12 protein-coding genes are annotated in these 21,147 nt (G+C 39.1%); 4 read left to right on the plus strand and 8 right to left on the minus strand.

Translation table 11 applies throughout. The features are described 5' to 3' along the window. Positions 1 to 107 precede the first annotated feature (107 nt). From M2470_RS13990 to M2470_RS14020, 7 genes are all read right to left on the minus strand, one after another. A complete protein-coding gene (locus tag M2470_RS13990; RefSeq protein ID WP_280745624.1) occupies positions 108 to 6,380 on the minus strand; it encodes a hypothetical protein in 6,273 nt (2,090 codons plus the stop codon). Between the two features lie 60 nt (positions 6,381 to 6,440). Continuing rightward, entirely contained in the window at positions 6,441 to 8,783 is a 2,343-nt protein-coding gene (locus M2470_RS13995; RefSeq protein ID WP_280745625.1) for a hypothetical protein, read from the minus strand. A gap of 41 nt (positions 8,784 to 8,824) precedes the next feature. Beyond that, a complete protein-coding gene (locus tag M2470_RS14000; protein WP_280745626.1) occupies positions 8,825 to 10,159 on the minus strand; it encodes a hypothetical protein in 1,335 nt (444 codons plus the stop codon). Positions 10,160 to 10,172: 13 nt separating this feature from the next. Continuing rightward, positions 10,173 to 11,111 carry a FimB/Mfa2 family fimbrial subunit gene (locus M2470_RS14005; protein ID WP_280745627.1) on the minus strand — a complete coding sequence of 313 codons (939 nt, stop codon included), beginning with the start codon at positions 11,109 to 11,111 and terminating at the stop codon, positions 10,173 to 10,175. An 81-nt stretch (positions 11,112 to 11,192) separates the two neighbouring features. Continuing rightward, a complete protein-coding gene (locus M2470_RS14010; RefSeq protein ID WP_280745628.1) occupies positions 11,193 to 12,674 on the minus strand; it encodes an Mfa1 family fimbria major subunit in 1,482 nt (493 codons plus the stop codon). Between the two features lie 128 nt (positions 12,675 to 12,802). Further along, a complete protein-coding gene (locus M2470_RS14015; RefSeq protein ID WP_280745629.1) occupies positions 12,803 to 14,299 on the minus strand; it encodes a DUF3868 domain-containing protein in 1,497 nt (498 codons plus the stop codon). A 12-nt stretch (positions 14,300 to 14,311) separates the two neighbouring features. Then, the gene (locus M2470_RS14020; protein WP_280745630.1) at positions 14,312 to 14,866 is read right to left on the minus strand and encodes a DUF3575 domain-containing protein; all 555 of its coding nucleotides are present in this window, start codon (positions 14,864 to 14,866) and stop codon (positions 14,312 to 14,314) included. A gap of 472 nt (positions 14,867 to 15,338) precedes the next feature. Between M2470_RS14020 and M2470_RS14025 the strand changes: the two genes are divergently transcribed. Both M2470_RS14025 and M2470_RS14030 read left to right on the plus strand, forming a co-directional pair. Then, the gene (locus tag M2470_RS14025) at positions 15,339 to 16,796 is read left to right on the plus strand and encodes a glycosyltransferase family A protein (protein ID WP_280745631.1); all 1,458 of its coding nucleotides are present in this window, start codon (positions 15,339 to 15,341) and stop codon (positions 16,794 to 16,796) included. Next, positions 16,793 to 17,740 carry a DUF4922 domain-containing protein gene (locus tag M2470_RS14030; RefSeq protein ID WP_280745632.1) on the plus strand — a complete coding sequence of 316 codons (948 nt, stop codon included), beginning with the start codon at positions 16,793 to 16,795 and terminating at the stop codon, positions 17,738 to 17,740. The genes M2470_RS14025 and M2470_RS14030 overlap by 4 nt, the downstream gene beginning before the upstream one ends. Positions 17,741 to 17,817: 77 nt before the next feature. Here M2470_RS14030 and M2470_RS14035 read toward each other — a convergent pair whose 3' ends face one another. Beyond that, complete coding sequence (locus tag M2470_RS14035; protein WP_280745633.1) at positions 17,818 to 18,591, minus strand: hypothetical protein; 774 nt, start codon at positions 18,589 to 18,591, stop codon at positions 17,818 to 17,820. 238 nt (positions 18,592 to 18,829) lie between these two features. Between M2470_RS14035 and M2470_RS14040 the strand changes: the two genes are divergently transcribed. Next, positions 18,830 to 19,351 carry a hypothetical protein gene (locus M2470_RS14040; protein WP_280745634.1) on the plus strand — a complete coding sequence of 174 codons (522 nt, stop codon included), beginning with the start codon at positions 18,830 to 18,832 and terminating at the stop codon, positions 19,349 to 19,351. A gap of 15 nt (positions 19,352 to 19,366) precedes the next feature. Beyond that, positions 19,367 to 21,139 carry a signal peptide peptidase SppA gene (sppA, locus tag M2470_RS14045; RefSeq protein WP_280745635.1) on the plus strand — a complete coding sequence of 591 codons (1,773 nt, stop codon included), beginning with the start codon at positions 19,367 to 19,369 and terminating at the stop codon, positions 21,137 to 21,139. Positions 21,140 to 21,147 lie beyond the last annotated feature (8 nt).

Genomic DNA, 21,147 nt, shown 5'->3' on the forward strand with positions numbered 1-21,147 from the left:
GACAATGGTTCTTTTATGGCAAATCTATAATTCATATTGAATAGTCCCACACAAATGTATGGAAGATTGAAAGCTGAAAATAATTCAGCTTTCAATCTCTGTTTTCATTATTTGACAAATACTTTTTCTACCAGATACTCATCACCAACTTTTGCTTTTACGATGTAAGTAGAATACTCATCAGCAGGAATGCGGTAATAAGTTTGCTTAGAGTTACTGTTATAAACCAATGCACCGGCTACATTATACACTTGCAAGCTACTGATAGCCGAAGGAGCCTGTACGTAGATGTACCCATTCTGTGCAGACACCTTCAAACCGTCTGCCGACACATCTTCATTACCAACTCCGATACCCGTATAAGTTGCACTCAGGCTAAAGCGGTCATTCAGTTCAATCACCTTATCGCTAGCCGACGCCTTCGTTACCGTGAAAGTATACGATGGATTCGCCTTGATATCAACCTGTTTATTATTCAGCGCATGGTCAATCAGATACACATTATACCCAAAGGTTTCCATACCAGAGAAATAAAACGTAACCTGCCCCGCATCCTTCACCCGAAGCCCCAACTTAGTAGCTGTGCTCTGGAAGTCATTACTTGAATTGATAGCCAAAGCTTCCCTGGTAGGAGCAAGAGAATACACCTCCACTGGTATTTCATCATAGAAGATTTTAAACATATCTTCTTTGGCATTGAAGGCAGGTACTGTGCTTTCATTGTAATGTAACACGGCATAACTGGTATTACCATTCTGACTTGCCTTTATACGAAGTACATTTGTCTCTGCAGCATCACCCCGCAAGGTGTAAGGAGTTTCTCCGTTAGTAGTTGTCCAGTCCGGCGACATATACACACTGTTGATCTTTGTTGTAGTACCGCTTTTCTTTTGCACAAAGAATGACTGTAACGGAGGTATTAAGCCTGGCATGCTGGAATAGTTAGCCAATGGCTCATTTGTTTTTATTATATACCTGTGATCAGGATCACCTACAGTACCAATCTGTTCAAAGCTACTACTGAACTTTCCGTCCCAGATGCCATAAAAAGTCGGAGATAATGAACTGGTGTTATTATTCAAGAAGGTTACAACATCCAGATAAGCCATGTACGGATTCACTATCTGAACCAAGTCACTACCTGCAACGTCATTCAAGACATCCATCAAGAACGTACGGGTACCATTCAATGCCTGTGTTTTATCTACAATGAATTTGCTACCGTTGCCGTTTCTGGGCGTATTATATGTTTTGTTTGGAGTTGTATGCGTTGTTACATATTGCGTAGCTGTTTGCGGAAACTTGAATGTTTTATCCTTATTGTTGCTGGTTGATGTTACCTTCAGATTGAAAGCCTTTCCTAGCTGCAATGATTCATCCAGGTCACCGAAAGTAGCAGTAAAGCTGTTCGTTGCTGCCGTAGTTCCGGAAGGATGATCATACTGGAACAGGTTCATATACACATCTCCCCATTGAGGAGTAGTACCAGCCGTGTTCTTATAATGATAATCTCCCGAATACATCGACTTTAACGGAGCCGACCACATCACAAACCTGTCTTTCTCAGAAGAAGTCAGTTTGAGTTCTACAGAAGCATTCTCATATGACAGGTAATGGATACCGGCTATCATGGCACGGTCTTCCATCGTAATATCGTAACATGCCGCCTCTTTAGTTAGGATTGGATATTTAGCCAGTCCTGAAGGGATGATTACATTTACGCAAGCAGAAGGAATATAAGATACAGGGTACTGCTGGCCGGTAGACATAGACACTTCAACCCAGTTGCCCGGATTATGCCAATCCGTATCCACGGCTCCTGTCCATTTCATACTGAAAGCCGTTATCACGTCAGCTACCTTAAACTCTACTTTCTTTCTTGGGAAGTAATCAGATAATGCCTGATGACCTGGCACATTATTAAAAATAGGTTTAACATAGTATGACACCTGCGGCGTATTTTTACTAGCCGTAAATTGTACTTCTGTTGCCCCGTCAATTATGACATTGTTACTCCCGAAATACTGGAATGTCGTACCCGCAGGTTTCGCTAATGCCTTAAGGGTGTATGGCTGTCCGTCACAAAGAAGCGTATTAGGCGACTCCAGTTCAACTGTATACACGTACACATCACCCGTTAGCGTAGTTGACAAATGAGTAATGGAGTATGTAAAATGACTCAATCCCCCCATTCCTGAAGTAGTTACCCGAAGCCTATTGTTCACTATCGCATGAACTGCATCGCCGGAAACCTTTGTTATTGTGAATTGATCCAATGTAGGTATACTTGGCTCAAAAACAGTAAGTATATCATTACCCAAAATATCTAACAGCGATGTTTCGTGTGTCAACAATGTGTAATAATCATCCTTCAAGTAAAATGCAGACAAAATATCTTCATTCGTATTCCAATCACAGTCTTTAAAACTGGATTGTTCTGTTCTCCAAACATCACCTTTCAAACCTTCAAAACTATCATCAGCTACTCGAATTAGGAATGTTTTTGAAACATCAGAAGTGTTTTTTAACGGAATACGAATTGTTGTACTTTCACCAGGATAGAGAGGTCTACCTAGGATAATACTACCATATATGTTACTTGCTGAAGCTGTTTCACCTTCATATGCTTTGATAGGAGTATTCGCATTCATGGCTGCTTCTCCTGCATTGGAAAGTATAAATTCAATATAATTATTACCATTGAATTTCGGGTTCTTAATAATAGCATCCGGTGTCTTAACCAAAGGCTTATAAATAGATTTTCCGTCTTTATCAAAGATAGAATAGTACGGAACCTGTCCGATATTCATATTATAGATCGGGGTTTCATATTCATCATTCGCATCCTGATAGAAGGCTGCGCCGGGCGATAATGGATGTGGTGGGAATGATAATGGAACCTGCAAGTTTTCGTCAATCTTCATTGGTGAGTACATAAATTGATTCCAAACCGTACGAGCCGGAGCTAAATCAACGTTTGCCCCCTGAACTGCATACAGGAAATCGCGGGTTGAATTACTCTCTGCTCCGGAAACCAACATATCTACAGAATAGTCCCCATCCAAGTCTACAATAACAGGGTATTCAAATCCTGTATTTGATTCGACATTCTTCTCAAATAAAGTTACCCCTGTGTCATCATTTAAAGACACAAACGGCTGGATTGGTCTTATGATACGTAATCTTTTTTCATCCCTGTAACAAATTTCATTTATCCCGTCATTATCAAAGTCAAATAGAGAGATACCTGTATTTACAGACACATCAGAATGCTCCATCATAAAGGAAACTTTTAAACGGTCGAATACGGATATACCTGGCGTATTATCCCAAGTAAATGAGATAAGTGAACCTTTTGCCCTGTTAGCGTCTGTCGGACCTCCTGTTCTTGGATAAGAAGTGGCCATTTTATCTGCCACGTTAGGATGTATAGGATAACTTGTCCATGAATTACCATATAAATAACAATAAAACATCGGGCCTAACATGGATATTTCCGGTAGTTTTTTCCCATTTTGCTCTCTTCCATCAACATCCGCAATATACATATAAGAATAGGTTCCGCTCGTCCCATAGTTTGATAACGGAATATTCAGAATAGCTTTTAATGTTACTTCCGAACTGGCAGGAGCGCTCTTGTTCAAGTGGGCATTCCAGGCGACAATTCTTAGTTTGTTAGCAGAACCATGTTTATGTTCCCCATCCACATTTGTCCTTGTGTCTGAAGCAAAATTTGACTCTACATAATAGGAAGCAACAATTTCGGGTATACCATCTCCATCAATATCGGCAATAGCCGTTCTGGCATCTGTAAAAGCACGTACAGCTCCCGTACCGGTTAATGTACCGTTACCAGCCAACCATGCTTTTTCGGTAGCCGGAAGTTTATCCATTATATTAAGAACACTATATGTTCCCGTAGATAAATTAAGATTGTAATAAACCTTTGCACCAGCACAAATTTCATATTTTCCATCTCTATCAATATCGTACACGGATGCGAAACCAATTTTCGAGTTACCTTTATCATCTCTATTCCACGACTCTCTTCCTTTAAAATCACGTCCAACATAAGCTGATCCTGCAGTTGCCGGTTCTTCATTTAAGGTTTCATATGTAAGCAATAAGGCACCTGTTTCCGCATCAAATATTTTATTGTAGGCTAATATTTCAGCTTTGCCATCCCCATCGAAATCAACAATTTGAATTACCGGAGTTGAAAGATCAGTACTACTTGTATTATTCGTAGAATAGCTAGGATTAGATGTCCATTTCGGATTGGGGGCCATACTCCAAGTACCATTATTTTCAGATATTACATAGGAAAATAATCTTTTACTGGTAGATGTAGACGATGTAGCCCCTACTGCCAGTATTACTTCAACTTTTCCATCTCTGTCAGAGTCTACCAAAGCCATACATCCCGGACTACCATGATAACCGTCACCATATGGTGCAAAACTCGGAACATTACTACCTGTATATGTCAATAATCTTTCCCCTGTTTGTCCGTTAAAGATATGTATAGCATTTACAGTTACTGCATAATTAATATTACCACTATTTGTGTTTTGACCTAATGCTACAATTTCAGGTCTTCCATCACCATTCAAATCTCCAACCAGAGGAACATGATAATCATACACCTGACCAAGGTGGTCTGTATTTGATAAAGTAATATTATCATAAGCATCGCCGGTTATAAGGTCATTATTAAATGCCCCGGTTATAAATTTATATCGCGGATTAAAATCAACCTGCTTCATATCTATTTTACACTGTACATCTAAGGCTCCTTCGTATCCGGGCAAATCACCGATATTTGTAATATTCAAATCAATAATCCTTATACGTACCGTGGCAGTTTCTTCATGTGAACGATTACCATCGGTTCCGGAAACTTTGAAAGTAAAAGTACTTTCCTGGCTGTAATCTCCTCCAGGAGTAAATGTGATAGTATTACCTGTAAGAGGAGCTATGCTACCATTGGATAATACACCATTGCTAGGACTTATAATTTCAAAAGTTGTATTATTTGCATTAAGGCCGGCTGGATAGTTTAGGACATAATTACTTAACTTAAATATAGTATCTAATGGTACATTAATAGCAGGTGCTTTATTCCCGGAGTTATAATACACCCGTATATCACCATCCATTACCTTAAAACCATTCACATCTATTGAACCTATCGATCTGTTTTGTGGTCTAACATTTCCTAATTGGTCATTTGTCAGGTTTGCAAATCCTTCTGTATCCCATACTTTCGAGCCTACAACATCTATGTTTTCACCTTTGCCTATAATAGGGTGATTTGATGTACTCAAACTTGTTATTGCATGATGCTGACTTCCTGCAGCAAGCTCAGTTGAAAGATTAGTATGGAAATAAAGAGTAAAATCAGAGATAGCACTTCCACTGCTAACCCCAGTAGCATAAAAAGAAGTACCTATGATATTATTGGTACAATAACTTGCCATGCTATTAGCAGAATTAAACGTTGAATTACCTGCAAAAATATTATTTACAAAAAGTCCTCTAGCATAAGTGTTTGCAATATAAGCAGCACCTGAATTATAAACTGTATTGTTTACAAAAGCAACATATCCACGAGACAAACGATTATTATCATTAGTAATGGTATTATAAGTTATTTCAACAACTTCGCTTGCTGTATTCCCTGAAAACGTATTATTATATATTCTCGCATTCCCATTTCTTACATTCAATATGTTTCCTCCTGATCCTGCTCCTCTGTTATTATCAATAATACTACTATTATAAATGTTTATCTCAGATATAAAAACATGATAACCCGATGAACTGGCTGACAGATAAAACATATCACGAGCAGTTGCAGATATAATATTGCATCTTTTTATAGTTACATTATCAAACGTCACTACGTTGCCATTATCTACAACACTTACAACCCTGTAACTATTACTCCTATCTCCTACAAATCCGTCAAAAATAATATTCCGGAAAGTGATATTACAGCCTTTATCTGTAGTCGAAGATTTGAAAATACCGATAGCATTAGTTGAAGATTTAAGTGCCGTGATAAATGTGACATCACCAGTAGTACCTGGCGTTTTATCAAAGACAAATAAGACGCCCCCTTGTCCACTTGATAAAGTCAATTGCTCTGTAAGACTATATGTTCCGGGTGCAAAATAAGCATTAAATGTTGTGCCATCAGAAGCTGTATGAGCTTTAAATATTGCCATAAATTGGGTAAGATTCACCGGAGATGAAGGAGTTGTTCCGTTACCTGAACCAGTCTCGGAAACATATACATTTTTTGCCCCGACTTGTGTAACAGCGCAAACAAATGTAATAAGTAAAAGTATTATTTTGGTTTGAATTAACTTTTTCATGATTTGTAATATCGTTTAAATTCCTATTCTTTCTTATCTTTTTCCTAAATCCTTCGATATTTACGGAATGTCTTTCACGCAGCGGACAGGTAATCCATTGGCACGAATGGCTGACTTTATTGAGGCTGAAGTTGTCGAAAATTCAAACATATAAGCCTCCATACCTTTTGCAGAAGCACTCCAGACAGCCCCCTTGTTAGATGCATCGTATCGGGCTCCGCTAAACCCGTCTAAATATCCGCTTAAGGGGTATACGGCTCCATTCCGGCTGTTTGTTGTAAATCCATGCCATGGCGAACCGCTACCGGTATCTTTAACCACAGGTACACGCCAACCGAACGGACAGGGGTCATATACTCCCTTTTCTCCATTCGCAGCTACCCACAAGTTATTATTCTGGCTTTGCGCATCCGTTCCAATCCAATCATAAGGATATGAAGTACTTGTATAGAAAGTTATTGGATTGCATATTGCTGTATCTAAATTATTACTGTACGACACAGTTTTCTTCAAGAATATATCATTAGTCGCTAAGTCATATGAGATCAAATCCTTACGACCCCATTGGTAATAATTCCCGTAGTAAGTGATGGTAGCATTATTAGCATAAGCCCCTAAATTACGATCCATAAATATAAATCCATTATTATGTCGTTGATACGTTGGGTTTTCAAAGTCTATTCCTGCCGGAACAGCCCATATATGCCACCCCCAGATAATATTATCATCACTGTCATGTGCATAAATATATTTGTTTCCTCCATCAGTTATTGCTCCGACCCCACTCACCTCTATAATGGTGCCATCTGTAATTGAAAAACGATATTTTATATCATCTCCGTTACTCCAATAATGAGACAGGCGTCTTATTAATGTAGACCTAGTTGTCCCATCTATATCTGCCGAAGCCAATGGGATATATATTGTTTCACCCGAATGTAAGATGTAGCTATTGGAACCAGGACTTTGAACAACTGTGATGTCCTTCTTTAGCGTACCGGCTGAAATTGTTACAGTATGAGTAATTGGGCGACCTGTTTTATTGGGCGTTAATGTTGTTGTAGTTGCATAATCCTTAGTATTTACTCCTGCTGAACCTGTAGCGTCTCCTGTAGCAGTCCAACCACCTGGATAATTAGTTTTCACCGGAATTCTTATCTGTTCATTCCAGTCAATCATTATTTTTTCTGCCGAATAGGCCAGGTAATACTGTTCATTAGTAATAGATTCATTAAGATCTAATTCCCCAGCATCAAACAGCAACGAAGGATTATTCAATGTAGCACGTGAATCCAATGCATCAACTAACTCATCATAACCTGTTGTTTTGACTCCTACTATATTGACCGTATAACTATGATTTCTCAATAAAGGAAGGTACTTCCCGTCTTTCACAAAGTCTACACGATAATAATACGGTTTGTCATAATATGTGGCTTTTATAACCAAAAAAGCAGGCTTATTATTTGCAGGAGAATCCAATGTATCTGACTCCAAGGCATATATCGTCCTAACCATGGATACACCTTCATTCTTTTCAAATTTATAACCAATAGTTGTATCATTCGATACTACCGGATTGGGGGTCATTATCTCGATTGCACGTACACCGGCTGTTGTTGACAAATAATCATTATGAGGAGGTATTGTCCCTCGTGTACGGGTATTACACAAATATACGCTGTCTATTTCAAATATATTACCAAAACCCAAAGCCGGGTCTCCCAGACCATTTATATCCACACCTACTTCAATTCTTGCCACTGCACGAATCATATTTATAGTAATCGAAGATGGACCATTACCCTGATAAAATTGCACATAATCAGAACCAGAGCCATTGACATCTGCCATTTGTCCCCACATTGGAAAAGCAGGAGCTACTGAGGATAAGTGATCTTTCTGCCAAGAAGCTCCGCTATAACTTAACTTATTTACTATAGTGCCCAATGTAGTCGAACCAATAGCCGCTCCAGCCGTGTCTGCCACATTTAATGTTCCATCGGGTAAATTGGCCAACAGGATAAAGCGTTGATTTTCCTGCATGCTCTGCACCTTCACCTGAACGGTTTTTGTATCACCGACTACCCCATTAGGAAGAGGACTGGTTGAAGAAGAAATGGCTGAACCGGACACCTGCATCCTGTATGCCAGGACATCATCCAAGTAAGTACCGGATGAAGCTTTCTTAAAAACAAGAATATCCAACCTGTCAACACGATTTTCATCCTCTGGTGTAATAGTAGACGCTTTTGTCATATCAGACGCCTGGGGGAATTTCAGTGTTAATGTTAACTCTGAACTATCCCCTCTCCCGTTAGACAGTTCTATAGCAGACTCGTCTGTGCAGGAGGAGCCCAGCAATAATAAAGCTATTATATATATATTCCACTTTTTCATCATGCTATTTCTTTTTGTTCCCATATTAACTGCTGACCATGCATTTATTGAGCTGTTATCTTTATCGTCTTTGTAAGTTTTCCGGCGCCCACCTTTATTTCCCAAGGAGAACTTCCTCCTTTAATTATATATTTTAAGGTATTGCCAGCAATACTTGTATCCACACCAGTAGAACTTTCTTTAACATTCCATCCACCTGAATAATCAGTTGTAACAGATATACTTCCTTCATAAGTATTCGTAGGGGTATATGTTTTCAAAGGTATGCTGATCGCACTCTGAGATACGGTTAAACTATACTCCTGAGGCTCTGTTTCATCTGTTAAAGTCGCATTCCAATCTATAATCTTTCCTACAATAGTTAAGTCTGAACTAGAACTTTGATTAAAACTCTCAATAGAGGCAGTAATACCATAATGAGTATTGCGATATACACGCAGGCCTTTAATTCCTGCGTATTTTTGCATATATTCATTATCATTACGAGTAATACTATCACCTAAAATAATTTGATATTCCTGTTCAATTGTAGGATCATTCAACAAGGCTACTTTTGCAGATATATATGAACGACGTGATACTTCTGAAACAATGTGCTCCGGTATATAAAATAAGAAGTCACCTGAAAAACCTGTACTTGTTAATGCATAGTTACTATTCTTTATTACATCTGTTGTATCTCCATCAAAAAAATCAGCATCTGTATTTTTGAGATAAAAATCCGGTGCCAAATAGGATTCTTTCGGCATGCTTTTAACTAAAATACTCTTCAAATAAATAGCTTCACCGCTATTTTGTAAATTACTAAAAACACAACTCAGTTTCAAAGACACCTTCACATAAAGACGGGTTAGATTCCCTAAACTTGCAGACACATCTGCCCCATAATAATAGGCTTTAGAATCACTTTTTATCTGCAATTGTTCATAATGAGCAAACATTGGAATTGCAGTATCTTTATGTACAACCGGATATCTGTCAAAATTAAGAACTTTGCTTTTGATCAATGAGGATGAAACAAGGGTCTTAGGTGTAAGTGCATCAAAATTCCATGACTCCTTTTCATTCGCAATCAAAAAGTATTCTACTGTTCCTACAGGTACTGAGTCTTGAATAATAACGGACGTAGAATCCACCGTCAAATCAACCTTTTTTATATTATTCGTCACACGACCATCCTTTATTATGATCATACGAACAGTTTCTACCCGTTCCTCTTCATTGTTTTCCCCATTTACACTTTTCGTAAGAGGGATTTGCAACGGAATGTTCTCTTCGGTGATAGGCGGATTTAATCGTTCTTCTTCCGAAGTACAAGACAGAATCCCTATACAGCCAATCAACACAAGTAATAATCGTATTATCTTTTCAGTATTCATGTGACATATCTTTTTATAAAATTCCAGATGTAGAACCTGATGTCCAACCGTTAACAGTTACAGTTACAGTTCCTACGACATAATCAAATTCTAGTATGATATTAAAAGTATCCTCTATGTCCAAATCTCCCCTTACCGATGCAGGGAGAAGTAATTCTACCAAACTCTGGTTAAACAAGTCTTTTATTTCTCCTGTAGTAGAATTATTATGACGAAGAATCAATCGTGAATCAGTTGATCCATCATTCAACTCACGCATAGTTATGAAATCAGAGATAAGTTCCTTATCTGCATTTACTGATGCATAAGGTATATAATGTAACCGGTCGTATCCAGTTATCGTATTATCAAATTTATAATCTCCATTTACAGATGTTATTGAACAAGCAAATATATCTGTCGATGCCTTAGTAGGATCAACCGGTAGACCAACAGCTGTTACTGTAATGGATTTCGTATCTTTTATCATGTCAATCGTTAACGTCTGGTTATTTTGGTCTGCAGGTAAAACTGCTTCATTGAAGATTGCTCCATGAAATAAATGTCCCGGATGTGTAGTGATTGTATCACTTACACGAGTTAATTTCAATATAGCATCATTCATTCGGGTCTCTCCTCTTACAAATTGAGACAACGTATAATCATCACATAAATTACCCCAAACTACAAAGCTATAAATACCTGGACTTAAGTTTATATTCATACTCTTTATCGATCCAATATTCTCATGAGAATATACATCCTGATATACACCTTCTGAATCAAAAACAAATACATCTACTCGCTCTACGGATTCGGAAAATTTATCCACTCCATCCAGATTTCTTGTATATGTAAATTGCAAATTCACTCCACATACCGATAAATCATCGTTTATACACCCCTGGAAGGAAATACATACAGATAATATAGAAATGGCTATTAATATTTTGAAAAAATTTATCGGTCTCATATATATACTATTAAAAAATTCTTAATTAAGATGCGAGAAAGAAGAGGGGAAAGATATTCCCCTTCTTCTTAAAGTATTTAGTTAAAGGATAACACCAGCTCCTTTATATTCCCATGGAAGTACTTTAACAGATACCGTCAAATAAGTAGGACCATATTCAACCGGTTCTTTCGGGTCACCTTCCAGATCTTCTTCTGTTGCAGCTCCTAAACCAGAGAACCCTTCGATTTGAGCCCAATAATAAGAGTTACGCTCAATACCATAAGTATAGTTAGGATGTGATTCAGTTTCTGTAGATTTATCAAAATCACCGCTACCAATATTCAGACGATACCAAGATACACCACCTACATATTTTGTAAAGTATTTTTCAACATCTGATTCTACTACTGTTGAGACATCTGTAACAAGAGTAGACAGGCCATCATTTTCAAAATGATGTGTAATTTGCTTTACAGTAGTAGGATTGGCATATACAGCGCCGATGACAAGTCCTGAGAAACCAGCAGGAATAGAATCGAGCTTCCAGAAGTCAGCACCTTTAACCGCATCCATAGTAGGTACTTCTATCGTGAATTTATTACCTACATTAGTAAATTGAGTTGCGGCTCCATAATAATAAGTAGCTTTCGGAGTAAAAATTGCTTTTACAGCGGCATACGTTGTATTACCATTCAGGTATTCAGAACGTAAAGTACGTTTGTTTTCAGTAACATAATAATAGCCACCTCCGCCTTCTGCAGGAGCAGCAGTTTCAGCCGTTACTGTAATAAAATCTGTACCAGTAGAACCAATTCCAACTCTGTCACCATATTTATCAAAGTCAGCTGTGCCACCATAAGGAGCAAATGTTTCTTCAATAGGGAAAACTCCGCTATTTACATTCCACATTCTGTAAGATACATCAGAAATTCCACCTTTTCCGTCAGAAGTAGTACCATACGTAGTACCAGCCAAAGCAAGTCTCAACTTAGCGATAAGTCTTTTAACATCTATAACGATATTGTTTTCAGACGATGCCAGTTTAGAATCTTCTTCTGAAATACCAGAAGCCAATGTGTAATCACAATTAGCAAATGCATTTGACATCACAAAAACACTTGGATTTGCATTTGTTTTTACTTTTGTCAAATTAGCCAAAGTAGTACCAACGTCAATAATGCCACTTAAATCAGCGTACGTCAATGATCCTTTTGGTTTTAAATTAGCTGCCACATCGTTAGCTACAACAAAAATCTTCTTGAGACCTGATGTTTCCAGGTAAACAGTTAGTGGATCAGCAGTTGTAGTTGACTCATCAACTTGTGGTGTGGATGTAGGATCAACATTTCCTCCAAAGATAATCACACGGAATGAGTTAACTAATTTTGACTCATTTGCATCCGATGTCAATGCTTTAGATTGCTTATTACCACTATCATCAAATTTGAATGTAGCATACGTAGATGGCAATTCTTGTCCTCCACCTACAGTTTCGTTAGGAGTCCCTTCTTCACTGGAACAAGCCGTAAATCCTGCTGCTACGATGGCAGCCATCATAAAAAATTTAAACGTCTTTTTCATTTTCACTTGAATTAATTAATAAAACATTTTAGTAATTAGTAATAAATAAATTTGGATTGTAATCTTATCTTTTTTTTGTATAGTCTCTTTTATCTTTCTTGTTAGTCTTTTGTAAATTTATGTTTATGTTAATTTTTAAGCTGCTTGTCAGCCTCTTCTTTTCGTCTTAGTTCTTCCAGATTCTTTAAGGCGGCATCTACATTGTCTTCCGATGCTCTCTGGAACAAGCTCTTTGCCCTGGCGGTGTTACCTCTCATCATTTCCAACAAGCCCAGGTTGTTGTAATATTCGGCAGTGTTACGCTCTGCACGTTGAAGGTAACGTTCAGCTCTTGTCAGGTCTTTCGTCAACAAGGCTGAAGCTGCTGCATTCAGGTTTGCCACAGGATCATCCGGAAAGACCTTTACTGCCGTATCGAATACCTCCATGAACTCTTTGCTACCCTCCGGATAAGTGTTCGCCACCATAAACATTTCGTTCAGGCTCAATTGCTTCGGGTGGGTCTTGATTACCTGCTTGGCTTCCTCTACATTGAAGTTCCTGGCATTGTAATCGATCCGGGATACTACACGTCTTAACTGAGGATACAGCGTGTGTAACAACTGCTGATAAGTTCTACCGCCATTCAAGGCTTTCAAACGGTTCTTTCTCTCAACCGGGTTGTAGTAGTTGATGATCGACAGGATCGTACCCTTGGGCTCGATATAAGACTGTTGTACCAATCTGGCCAGGCCATCCCAATCCTCACCACCATAACCGATCTGGTACAGGTGCGAAGGGATACCCGCTCTCATTGACAAATAGTTTCGGAGGGCTTCGGCTCTGCCTCTTGACAACTGGTTGTTGAAATTTACATCACCTTCCGGCGAAGCGTAACCGGTGATTAACACTCCTGTTACGGTCAGGTTCTTATCCGTACGGATTTCGTTGATGATCTGTTCTATCTTCGCCAACTCCCTGGGGTTGTTACCAAAGCTGGGGTTGATCTCTGTTCTGGCTACAGGGAAATCAAGGAAGATATCGCTCGACTCGTTTCTGGCCTTCACTTGTTCTACCTCCGGGCGGATATAAGCTACATTAGGAAGCGTACGGTACTCTTTTGCTCCTTCCAGGATAATACGGTTCGCTACTTTGTCTGAGGCTAATACTTCAGCATAACCTGCACAGCCGCATAAGTCCGTTTCAACTTCCATACGCGCATCACGCATCCAGGGTTCAAACGCTACAGACTGACGGTAGCGATGAATTCCACGGTTTTCAGATGTTAATGGAATAATAGCATAATGGGTGTTTTTCACTTGCTTCTCCCAGCCATTCAATGTTACTTCACGTTCAAAGGCCTTCTGACGCTGACGACCATTGACAAGCAGATTTTTCAACTTTACTTCACGGCCTTGCGAATTGATTAATTTAGGCGTTAGTACTAAATAACGTTGTGTATTTAGATTCAAGTTTGTCAAATCCAAGTCCATTACCAATTGAACAGAGTCTTCAACTTGTTTCAGTCGTTGGATCTTTACCGGAATCTGCCCGTCAAAGATCACTGATTCGGTTTGGGCTTCTGAGGGAGTAACAAATACAAAGGACAGAACCCCTACACATATACTATATATTAGCTTCTTCATTTTCGGTACGGTTTATTTGATGATATAAATGATACTGATTCCTGCTTTGGTAGGGCCAAAGTAGTTCTTCGTATAATCGTCTATCTTACTCTCACACTTTCCACAAGGGTATTTGGCGTGATCCAGGTAAGTATAACCCACACCAACCGTAGCCTCGATGCTCCAGCGTTTACTGAGTATCCACTGGTAACCGTAAGAAATACCGCCTCCGTACAGGTTGCCCTCGTAGCGGTGATTGTTCAGGCCAAAAATCTTCAGACCTCCAACATTATAGCCGGCTACATGTCCGTGCAAACCAAAGAAGTGCCCATTGAACTTTTCACATAACCAGTAACGGACTTCAGGCTGCACACCCCAATGCTTCAGCTTGCGATCCTTCGGGAAATCCCATGGGTTATAGTTGACAGGCAACTCTAGCGTCCACTGAGGAGCTAAGCCTATCTCAAGACCCAGGTTGATCGTACTGGTAACATCGTACAGTAAGTTGGATTTCACCGCAACCGTTTGACTATTAATTACGGGTAATATTGCAGTTACAACAACAATAAACACGAAGATTCGTCTCATCTTATCTTTCTTGTTAGTCTTAATTATATACACCGTTCTGACACAAAACAAGGGGTCTCCCGCCTTTCAGCATTTTTACGGTTAATTCTTATCTTTCTCTCACAATATTCTCTTATGAAGAGAACTTATTAGTCTTTGAAATTACTTTTTACACCAAATCAACAGCACAAAGGTAATTTTTTTTTTATAATTAATTAATCGAAGCAAGTATTTTCGCAATAAAATTAGTTAATTTATGTAATTGCCCTAAACTTATCCTTATTTACTTCTTCATATTCTCCACTCTTAAAAGAGGAATACAATGCAAAGATATAAAATCATTTATAACTACCAACTTTTTTTACATATATTTTACATTAAATTCCATATTTCTCCGCGATAAAAATGTCAACCATCTGAAATATAGCAATTTAACAAATTGATACTTTTCGGGTTTTGACAGATATTTATTTATATCTTTGTCAATAAAAACATGAAACGCATCGATTGCTTCATTCCATATGCCCAGTTTGAATCTACCCGGCTAACAGCAGATCAGTTGAGTAAATCAGATATAGTTAATAATGTATACCTTATAACAAACAATCCTGATGTAGAAAATATCCCTGGCTGTATTATGCTTTACACGGAGCAGATATGGAGTACAGAAAGTATTCGCAATATAGCTGCAACGGCTACTGCCGATTATTCGTTGATTTATATAAAACAAGAGGCACTAAATATTGGACTATTTGCCTTGGAGCGGCTGCTGAACATTGCTGACAATACTTCTGCCGGAATGTTTTATGCTGATCATTTCGAGCTGAAGGAAGGTAAACATACTCCACATCCGCTTATAGATTATCAGAGAGGGAGTTTGCGGGATGATTTCGACTTTGGTTCCCTCTTATTATATAAGACTACGACCTTGCAAACGGCAGTCCAGTCCATGACAGAGAATTATACTTTTGCCGGACTATATGACTTACGTCTGAAAGTATCTCAACAACAACTACCGGTTCACATTAATGAATATCTTTATACGGTGATAGAGAATGATACACGTAAATCCGGAGAAAAACAATTCGATTATGTAGATCCGAAAAACCGGGAAGTACAAATTGAAATGGAAAAAGCCTGCACCGAGCACCTGAAAAGAATAGGCGGATGCGTAGAAGCACCTTTTAAAAGTATTGACCTGAACCGGATTCCTTTTCAAACAGAGGCCTCTGTTATTATTCCGGTACGCAATCGCATTCGTACCATTGCAGATGCGATACGTTCAGTTCTGACACAAAAGACCTCGTTCCCATTTAATCTTATTATTATAGACAATCATTCTACTGATGGGACCACTGAGGAAATACGCCGCTTGGCATCCGACAAACGAATCCTACACATCATTCCTGAACGGGAAGATTTAGGAATTGGCGGCTGCTGGAATATAGGGGTACATCACCCAGCATGTGGCAAATTTGCGATACAACTGGATAGTGATGATGTTTATAGTGACGAACATTCGCTTGAAAAAATCGTAGACACCTTTCACCAAGAGCAATGTGCCATGGTAATCGGCACCTATCAAATGACAGACTTCAACATGCGTACTATCCCTCCGGGAATTATTGATCACAGAGAATGGACGCCAGAGAATGGACCTAATAATGCTTTGCGAATTAATGGTCTGGGAGCTCCCAGGGCATTTTACAGCCCCTTATTAAGGGAACTAAAAATGCCAAATACCAGCTATGGGGAAGATTATGCCATTGGTTTACGCATCAGCCGCGAATACCGGATCGGAAGAATATATAATGTATTATACTTGTGTCGCCGATGGGAAGAAAATTCTGATGCCGCACTAGACATCGAAAAACTAAACAGAAATAATCAATACAAAGACAAACTAAGAACGTGCGAACTGGAAGCCCGTATCAAAGCAAACAAACGATGAAGCCGGAAATCTTTTTTGAAGAACAAATACGCTTATGGCCTTTGGCTCAAACTAATTACCAGTTATTGAGTAGTAGTGTCCGGATAAAGGAGATATCATTGGCAAATTCGCAAATCAAGGTGCAATACAATCCTACGCGCATTGTATCTTCGGGTGCTAAAGTGGATACGTCTTCCATACGTGAACGTCCTTGTTTCTTATGTGAAAAGAATCGTCCGGCAGAGCAGATCAGCCTGCCGATAGATGATAAATTCTCTCTGCTATGTAACCCTTACCCTATTTTTCCGGAGCATTTCACTATCGTATCCGGAGAGCATGAGTTACAACAGATCAGACCTTATTTCTCCAACTTGTTGGCGATTACTTGCCAATTGCCTGCGTATACGGTCTTTTACAACGGTCCTCAAAGTGGAGCCTCAGCGCCGGATCATCTCCATCTACAAGCCTGCACGCACGGATATATGCCGATTGATAATGAATGGAGGGGATTACTTCAGAAGCAAAACCAGCCAATCGTTACAGCAGAAGACGCAGCTCTTTATGCCTTTAATGGTTACCTGAGAAACGGATTTATTATCAAAGCTACCCGACCAGAAGAAGCAAGTAGGTTATTTAATCTCCTATATAGCGGATTGCAAAGCAGTCCATTAATTAAAGGGGAAACAGAACCTATGATGAATATTATCGCTTATTATCAGGAGGGCGGCTGGATTATTGTCATTATCCCACGTAAGAAGCATCGACCCCGGCAATATTTCGCTGAAGGCGAGGAGCATTTCCTTTCCAGTCCGGGGGCAGCCGACATCGGAGGGGTCTTTATTACAACTTCGGAGAAAGATTATGAAAAAACAACCGCTGAATTGCTATGCGAGATTTATAATCAGGTATGTTTGAATGATGACGAGATTTGCTTGTTGGCAGAGCATATAAAAAGCAAAAGTTGAAAACCAAAATGTTTTTCCGACATTTTAGGTTTTCAACTTTTCATACAAAAAAGGTTGCCCTTGTCTGTTTTTTGCTATTAAAAGATATTATACGTTAATTGGAAGTTCACCATAGGCCACCATTTTAACCATTTGGTGTATTTGTCTATATCTTCAAAATCATTCAGCCCTGTGGAATCCTCATCTATCTTTACACCGGATTGTTTTACCGAGTAATCGCCTTGATACAGTACACCTAACTCCACTTTATAGCCGAACTTGGACTTTCCGAATGTTCTCCCTAAACCAAAACCCAGGTATGGTTTAATTGCACCACCCAGTTTTAATTCCAGGTCTTCAACATATCCATTGGTTACATCTATTTTATGTCCGTCCAGATCCAACTCGGGCCACTCCATTCCGGGTAACAATACAGCCATATTGTCATTCTCCGGATTCGACAGGAAACCGTCAAGATCTATTTTATTTGATCCGGCATATACACCTGCAGTAATATAAAAAATACCTGTAGGCATAGGATGGTAATCAACTAATAAATGACCATGAAACATAGAGAGGCCAAATTTAGCCCTGTAATCTGGTGTATAACCAAAGGCCTTATTCAAATATCCTCCATTGTCTTCCAAAGATATATTGTAATGACTTGTATTGAAACCTAAATAATCGACACCTGCCCGGGCTCTAAAATTAGGACTCAAGGGAGTAATCGCTTCCAAGCCAAGTCCCATCGTAGAAAAACGGAGAGAGGCGTCTAACTTACTAAAAGGTTTATATTCCTGCCCAATGGCGGAAAAAGATTGAGAAGAGATGATTAATACAGCAATAAGTAAGAACCAAAAGTTCGTTTTCATAAGATAAAATTTTTAAGAATAATCATTGATAATATTTCACTAATAAGAGCTGCAAATATAAAGATTTAAAAATATTTTTTTGTTTCATTTTATGATTTATAACCAATTTTTGTTATTGCCTTTCGCTTTTCTACCAAAAGAGCAAACGATAAACAGAATTTTTCAAGTTCCATTTTTCTATTTCTAATTATATTGTATTAAGTTTGTGTGTTAAAAGTTTTAATAACTTAATGTGCGTATGAGAAGGATTATCTGTTTCTTTTTATTTTCTGCCTTAACAATAAGCGCAAGTGCCCAGTTCCAGTTAAACAGGTTAACTTTCAGTGGAGGTCTGGGGCTACAATTCGGTGATTACACAGTAGTAAATGTTGCACCTCAGGTAGGTTACAATTTTTCGAATTACTTCAATGCAGGAGCTGGGTTTACATATACTTATTACGGCGAAAAATACAATAATGACCAATGGAAACAAACTAACAGTTACTTTGGTATGAATGTATATGGCAAGTTTTATCCGATTCCTTATGCTGTTATCATGGTACAGCCGGAGATAAATCGGATGTGGCAAACAGATAAAGACCTGCGAACAGGAGTAAAGACAAGAGACGAAAGAATGGTGCCCGTTTGCTTGGTTGGTGCCGGAGTAAAACTGGGGCCTATGACGCTCATGCTTCAATACGACCTGGCACAAGATGATTACTCACCTTATGGTAACCGGATTTTCTACTGTGTGGGATATACCTTCAGCTTTGGCTTATAACTAATAACTAATGATATGAAACAATTCTTCAAAATGATGTTTGCTTCAACACTGGGAGTGTTTGTAGCAGTATGTATTATAATTATTATCGGCTCCTTTGTGATGATCGGAATGGTGGCGTCTATGAGTAGTCAGCCGGAATTTGTTCCCAAGCAGAACACCGTATTTAAGTTGTCGCTGAGTGGAGCTGTGACGGAAATTGCCGACGAAAACCCTATCTACTCATTAATGGGGCAAAGCGACAAAGCTATAACACTGAATGCCTTGTTGAAAGCGATTCGCTCGGCAAAAGAGAATGACAACATCAAGGGAATTTACCTGGACGCAGGATCTTTTGGAGTAGGAAGCGCCTCAGTCGAAGCCATCTACCGCGAGCTGAAAGACTTCAAAGAATCAGGCAAATTTTTGGTAGCTTATGCAGACCATTATTCATTAGCTTCCTATTATATATGCTCACTGGCAGACAAAGTGTTTTTGAATCCCAAAGGAGGATTGATGATCAATGGGCTGGGCTCTCAAACCATTTTTGTAAAAGGGCTTAGCAATAAAATAGGCGTTGAAACAGAAATTTTCCGCGTAGGCACATACAAAGGAGCGGTTGAAATGTTCATGCTCGACAAATTGAGCGATGAAAACCGGGAGCAGATCCAGACATACGTAGGTGGTATATGGAACAACCTGGTTAAGGGTATTGCCGAATCGCGGGGAGTAACGCCACAGCAGGTGAACGATTTCGCAGACAAAGGCTACAGCCTGGCTGGGGCAGAAAAAGCGGTAGAATTAAGTTTTATAGATGAGCTGAAATACAGACCGGAAGCCGAAGAATATATCAAAGAACTGTCTGGACAATCAGGAGACAAGCTGAAAACAGTAGGCGTTGATAAAATGAAAAATATCAAGACCAAGGGAAGCAAAAGAAAGAACGACAAAGTTGCCGTTCTATATGCAGAAGGTACGATCGACATGTACAAGGCTCCCTCTCCCTACTCCACCAGTGGCAGCATGATAACAGAAAAAATGGTAGACGAGCTAATCAAACTAAAGAATGATGAAGATGTAAAAGCCGTAGTTTTCCGCGTAAATTCAGGAGGAGGAAGCGCCTATGTTTCCGAACAAATCTGGAGGGAAGTCGTTGAGCTGAAGAAAGTGAAACCAATCGTTGTTTCTATGGGAGACATGGCAGCTTCCGGCGGATATTACATTTCGTGTGCCGCTAATAAGATTGTGGCTGAGAAAAACACATTGACAGGATCAATTGGTATCTTTGGTATGTTCTCCAACTATACCGGATTGATGAAACACCTGGGAGTTACAGCCGACGTAGTAAAAACCAACACGTTTACAGATCTGGGAAATAACATGCGCCCATGGACAGATAACGAAAGAGCAATCGTTCAGGCTTATATCGAAGAAGGATATGATTTGTTCATTACACGCTGCGCCGAAGGCCGAGGCATGAGCAAAGAGGATATTGACAAAATAGGGCAAGGACGTGTATGGACCGGAGAAGATGCCAAAGCGAGAGGTTTGGTAGACGAACTTGGCGGTCTCGACAAAGCAATAACAATCGCTGCCGAGCTGGCCGAATTAACTGATTATGATGTAACCGACATATCTAATTCCACCGATTTCTTCAAAGATTTATTGGAAAAACAGATAGAAGACATAAAAGTGTCAATCGTGAAAGATATGCTGGGCGACGAATACATGAAGTGGCAAAAGATTAATCACCTGAAATCGCAAAATGGTGTAATGGCCTTATGCCCATACGAAATAAACTCATTCTGATTAAACTA

The organism is Parabacteroides sp. PH5-46, from assembly GCF_029892785.1.
Taxonomy (GTDB): domain Bacteria; phylum Bacteroidota; class Bacteroidia; order Bacteroidales; family Tannerellaceae; genus DFXE01.

Excerpts from the sequence above, each read along its gene's own strand:
- M2470_RS13990 (WP_280745624.1), bottom strand. The coding sequence starts at position 6,380 with ATGAAAAAGTTAATTCAAACCAAAATAATACTTTTACTTATTACATTT.
- M2470_RS13995 (WP_280745625.1), bottom strand. The coding sequence starts at position 8,783 with ATGATGAAAAAGTGGAATATATATATAATAGCTTTATTATTGCTGGGC.
- M2470_RS14000 (WP_280745626.1), bottom strand. The coding sequence starts at position 10,159 with ATGAATACTGAAAAGATAATACGATTATTACTTGTGTTGATTGGCTGT.
- M2470_RS14005 (WP_280745627.1), bottom strand. The coding sequence starts at position 11,111 with ATGAGACCGATAAATTTTTTCAAAATATTAATAGCCATTTCTATATTA.
- M2470_RS14010 (WP_280745628.1), bottom strand. The coding sequence starts at position 12,674 with ATGAAAAAGACGTTTAAATTTTTTATGATGGCTGCCATCGTAGCAGCA.
- M2470_RS14015 (WP_280745629.1), bottom strand. The coding sequence starts at position 14,299 with ATGAAGAAGCTAATATATAGTATATGTGTAGGGGTTCTGTCCTTTGTA.
- M2470_RS14020 (WP_280745630.1), bottom strand. The coding sequence starts at position 14,866 with ATGAGACGAATCTTCGTGTTTATTGTTGTTGTAACTGCAATATTACCC.
- M2470_RS14025 (WP_280745631.1), top strand. The coding sequence starts at position 15,339 with ATGAAACGCATCGATTGCTTCATTCCATATGCCCAGTTTGAATCTACC.
- M2470_RS14030 (WP_280745632.1), top strand. The coding sequence starts at position 16,793 with ATGAAGCCGGAAATCTTTTTTGAAGAACAAATACGCTTATGGCCTTTG.
- M2470_RS14035 (WP_280745633.1), bottom strand. The coding sequence starts at position 18,591 with ATGAAAACGAACTTTTGGTTCTTACTTATTGCTGTATTAATCATCTCT.
- M2470_RS14040 (WP_280745634.1), top strand. The coding sequence starts at position 18,830 with ATGAGAAGGATTATCTGTTTCTTTTTATTTTCTGCCTTAACAATAAGC.
- sppA (WP_280745635.1), top strand. The coding sequence starts at position 19,367 with ATGAAACAATTCTTCAAAATGATGTTTGCTTCAACACTGGGAGTGTTT.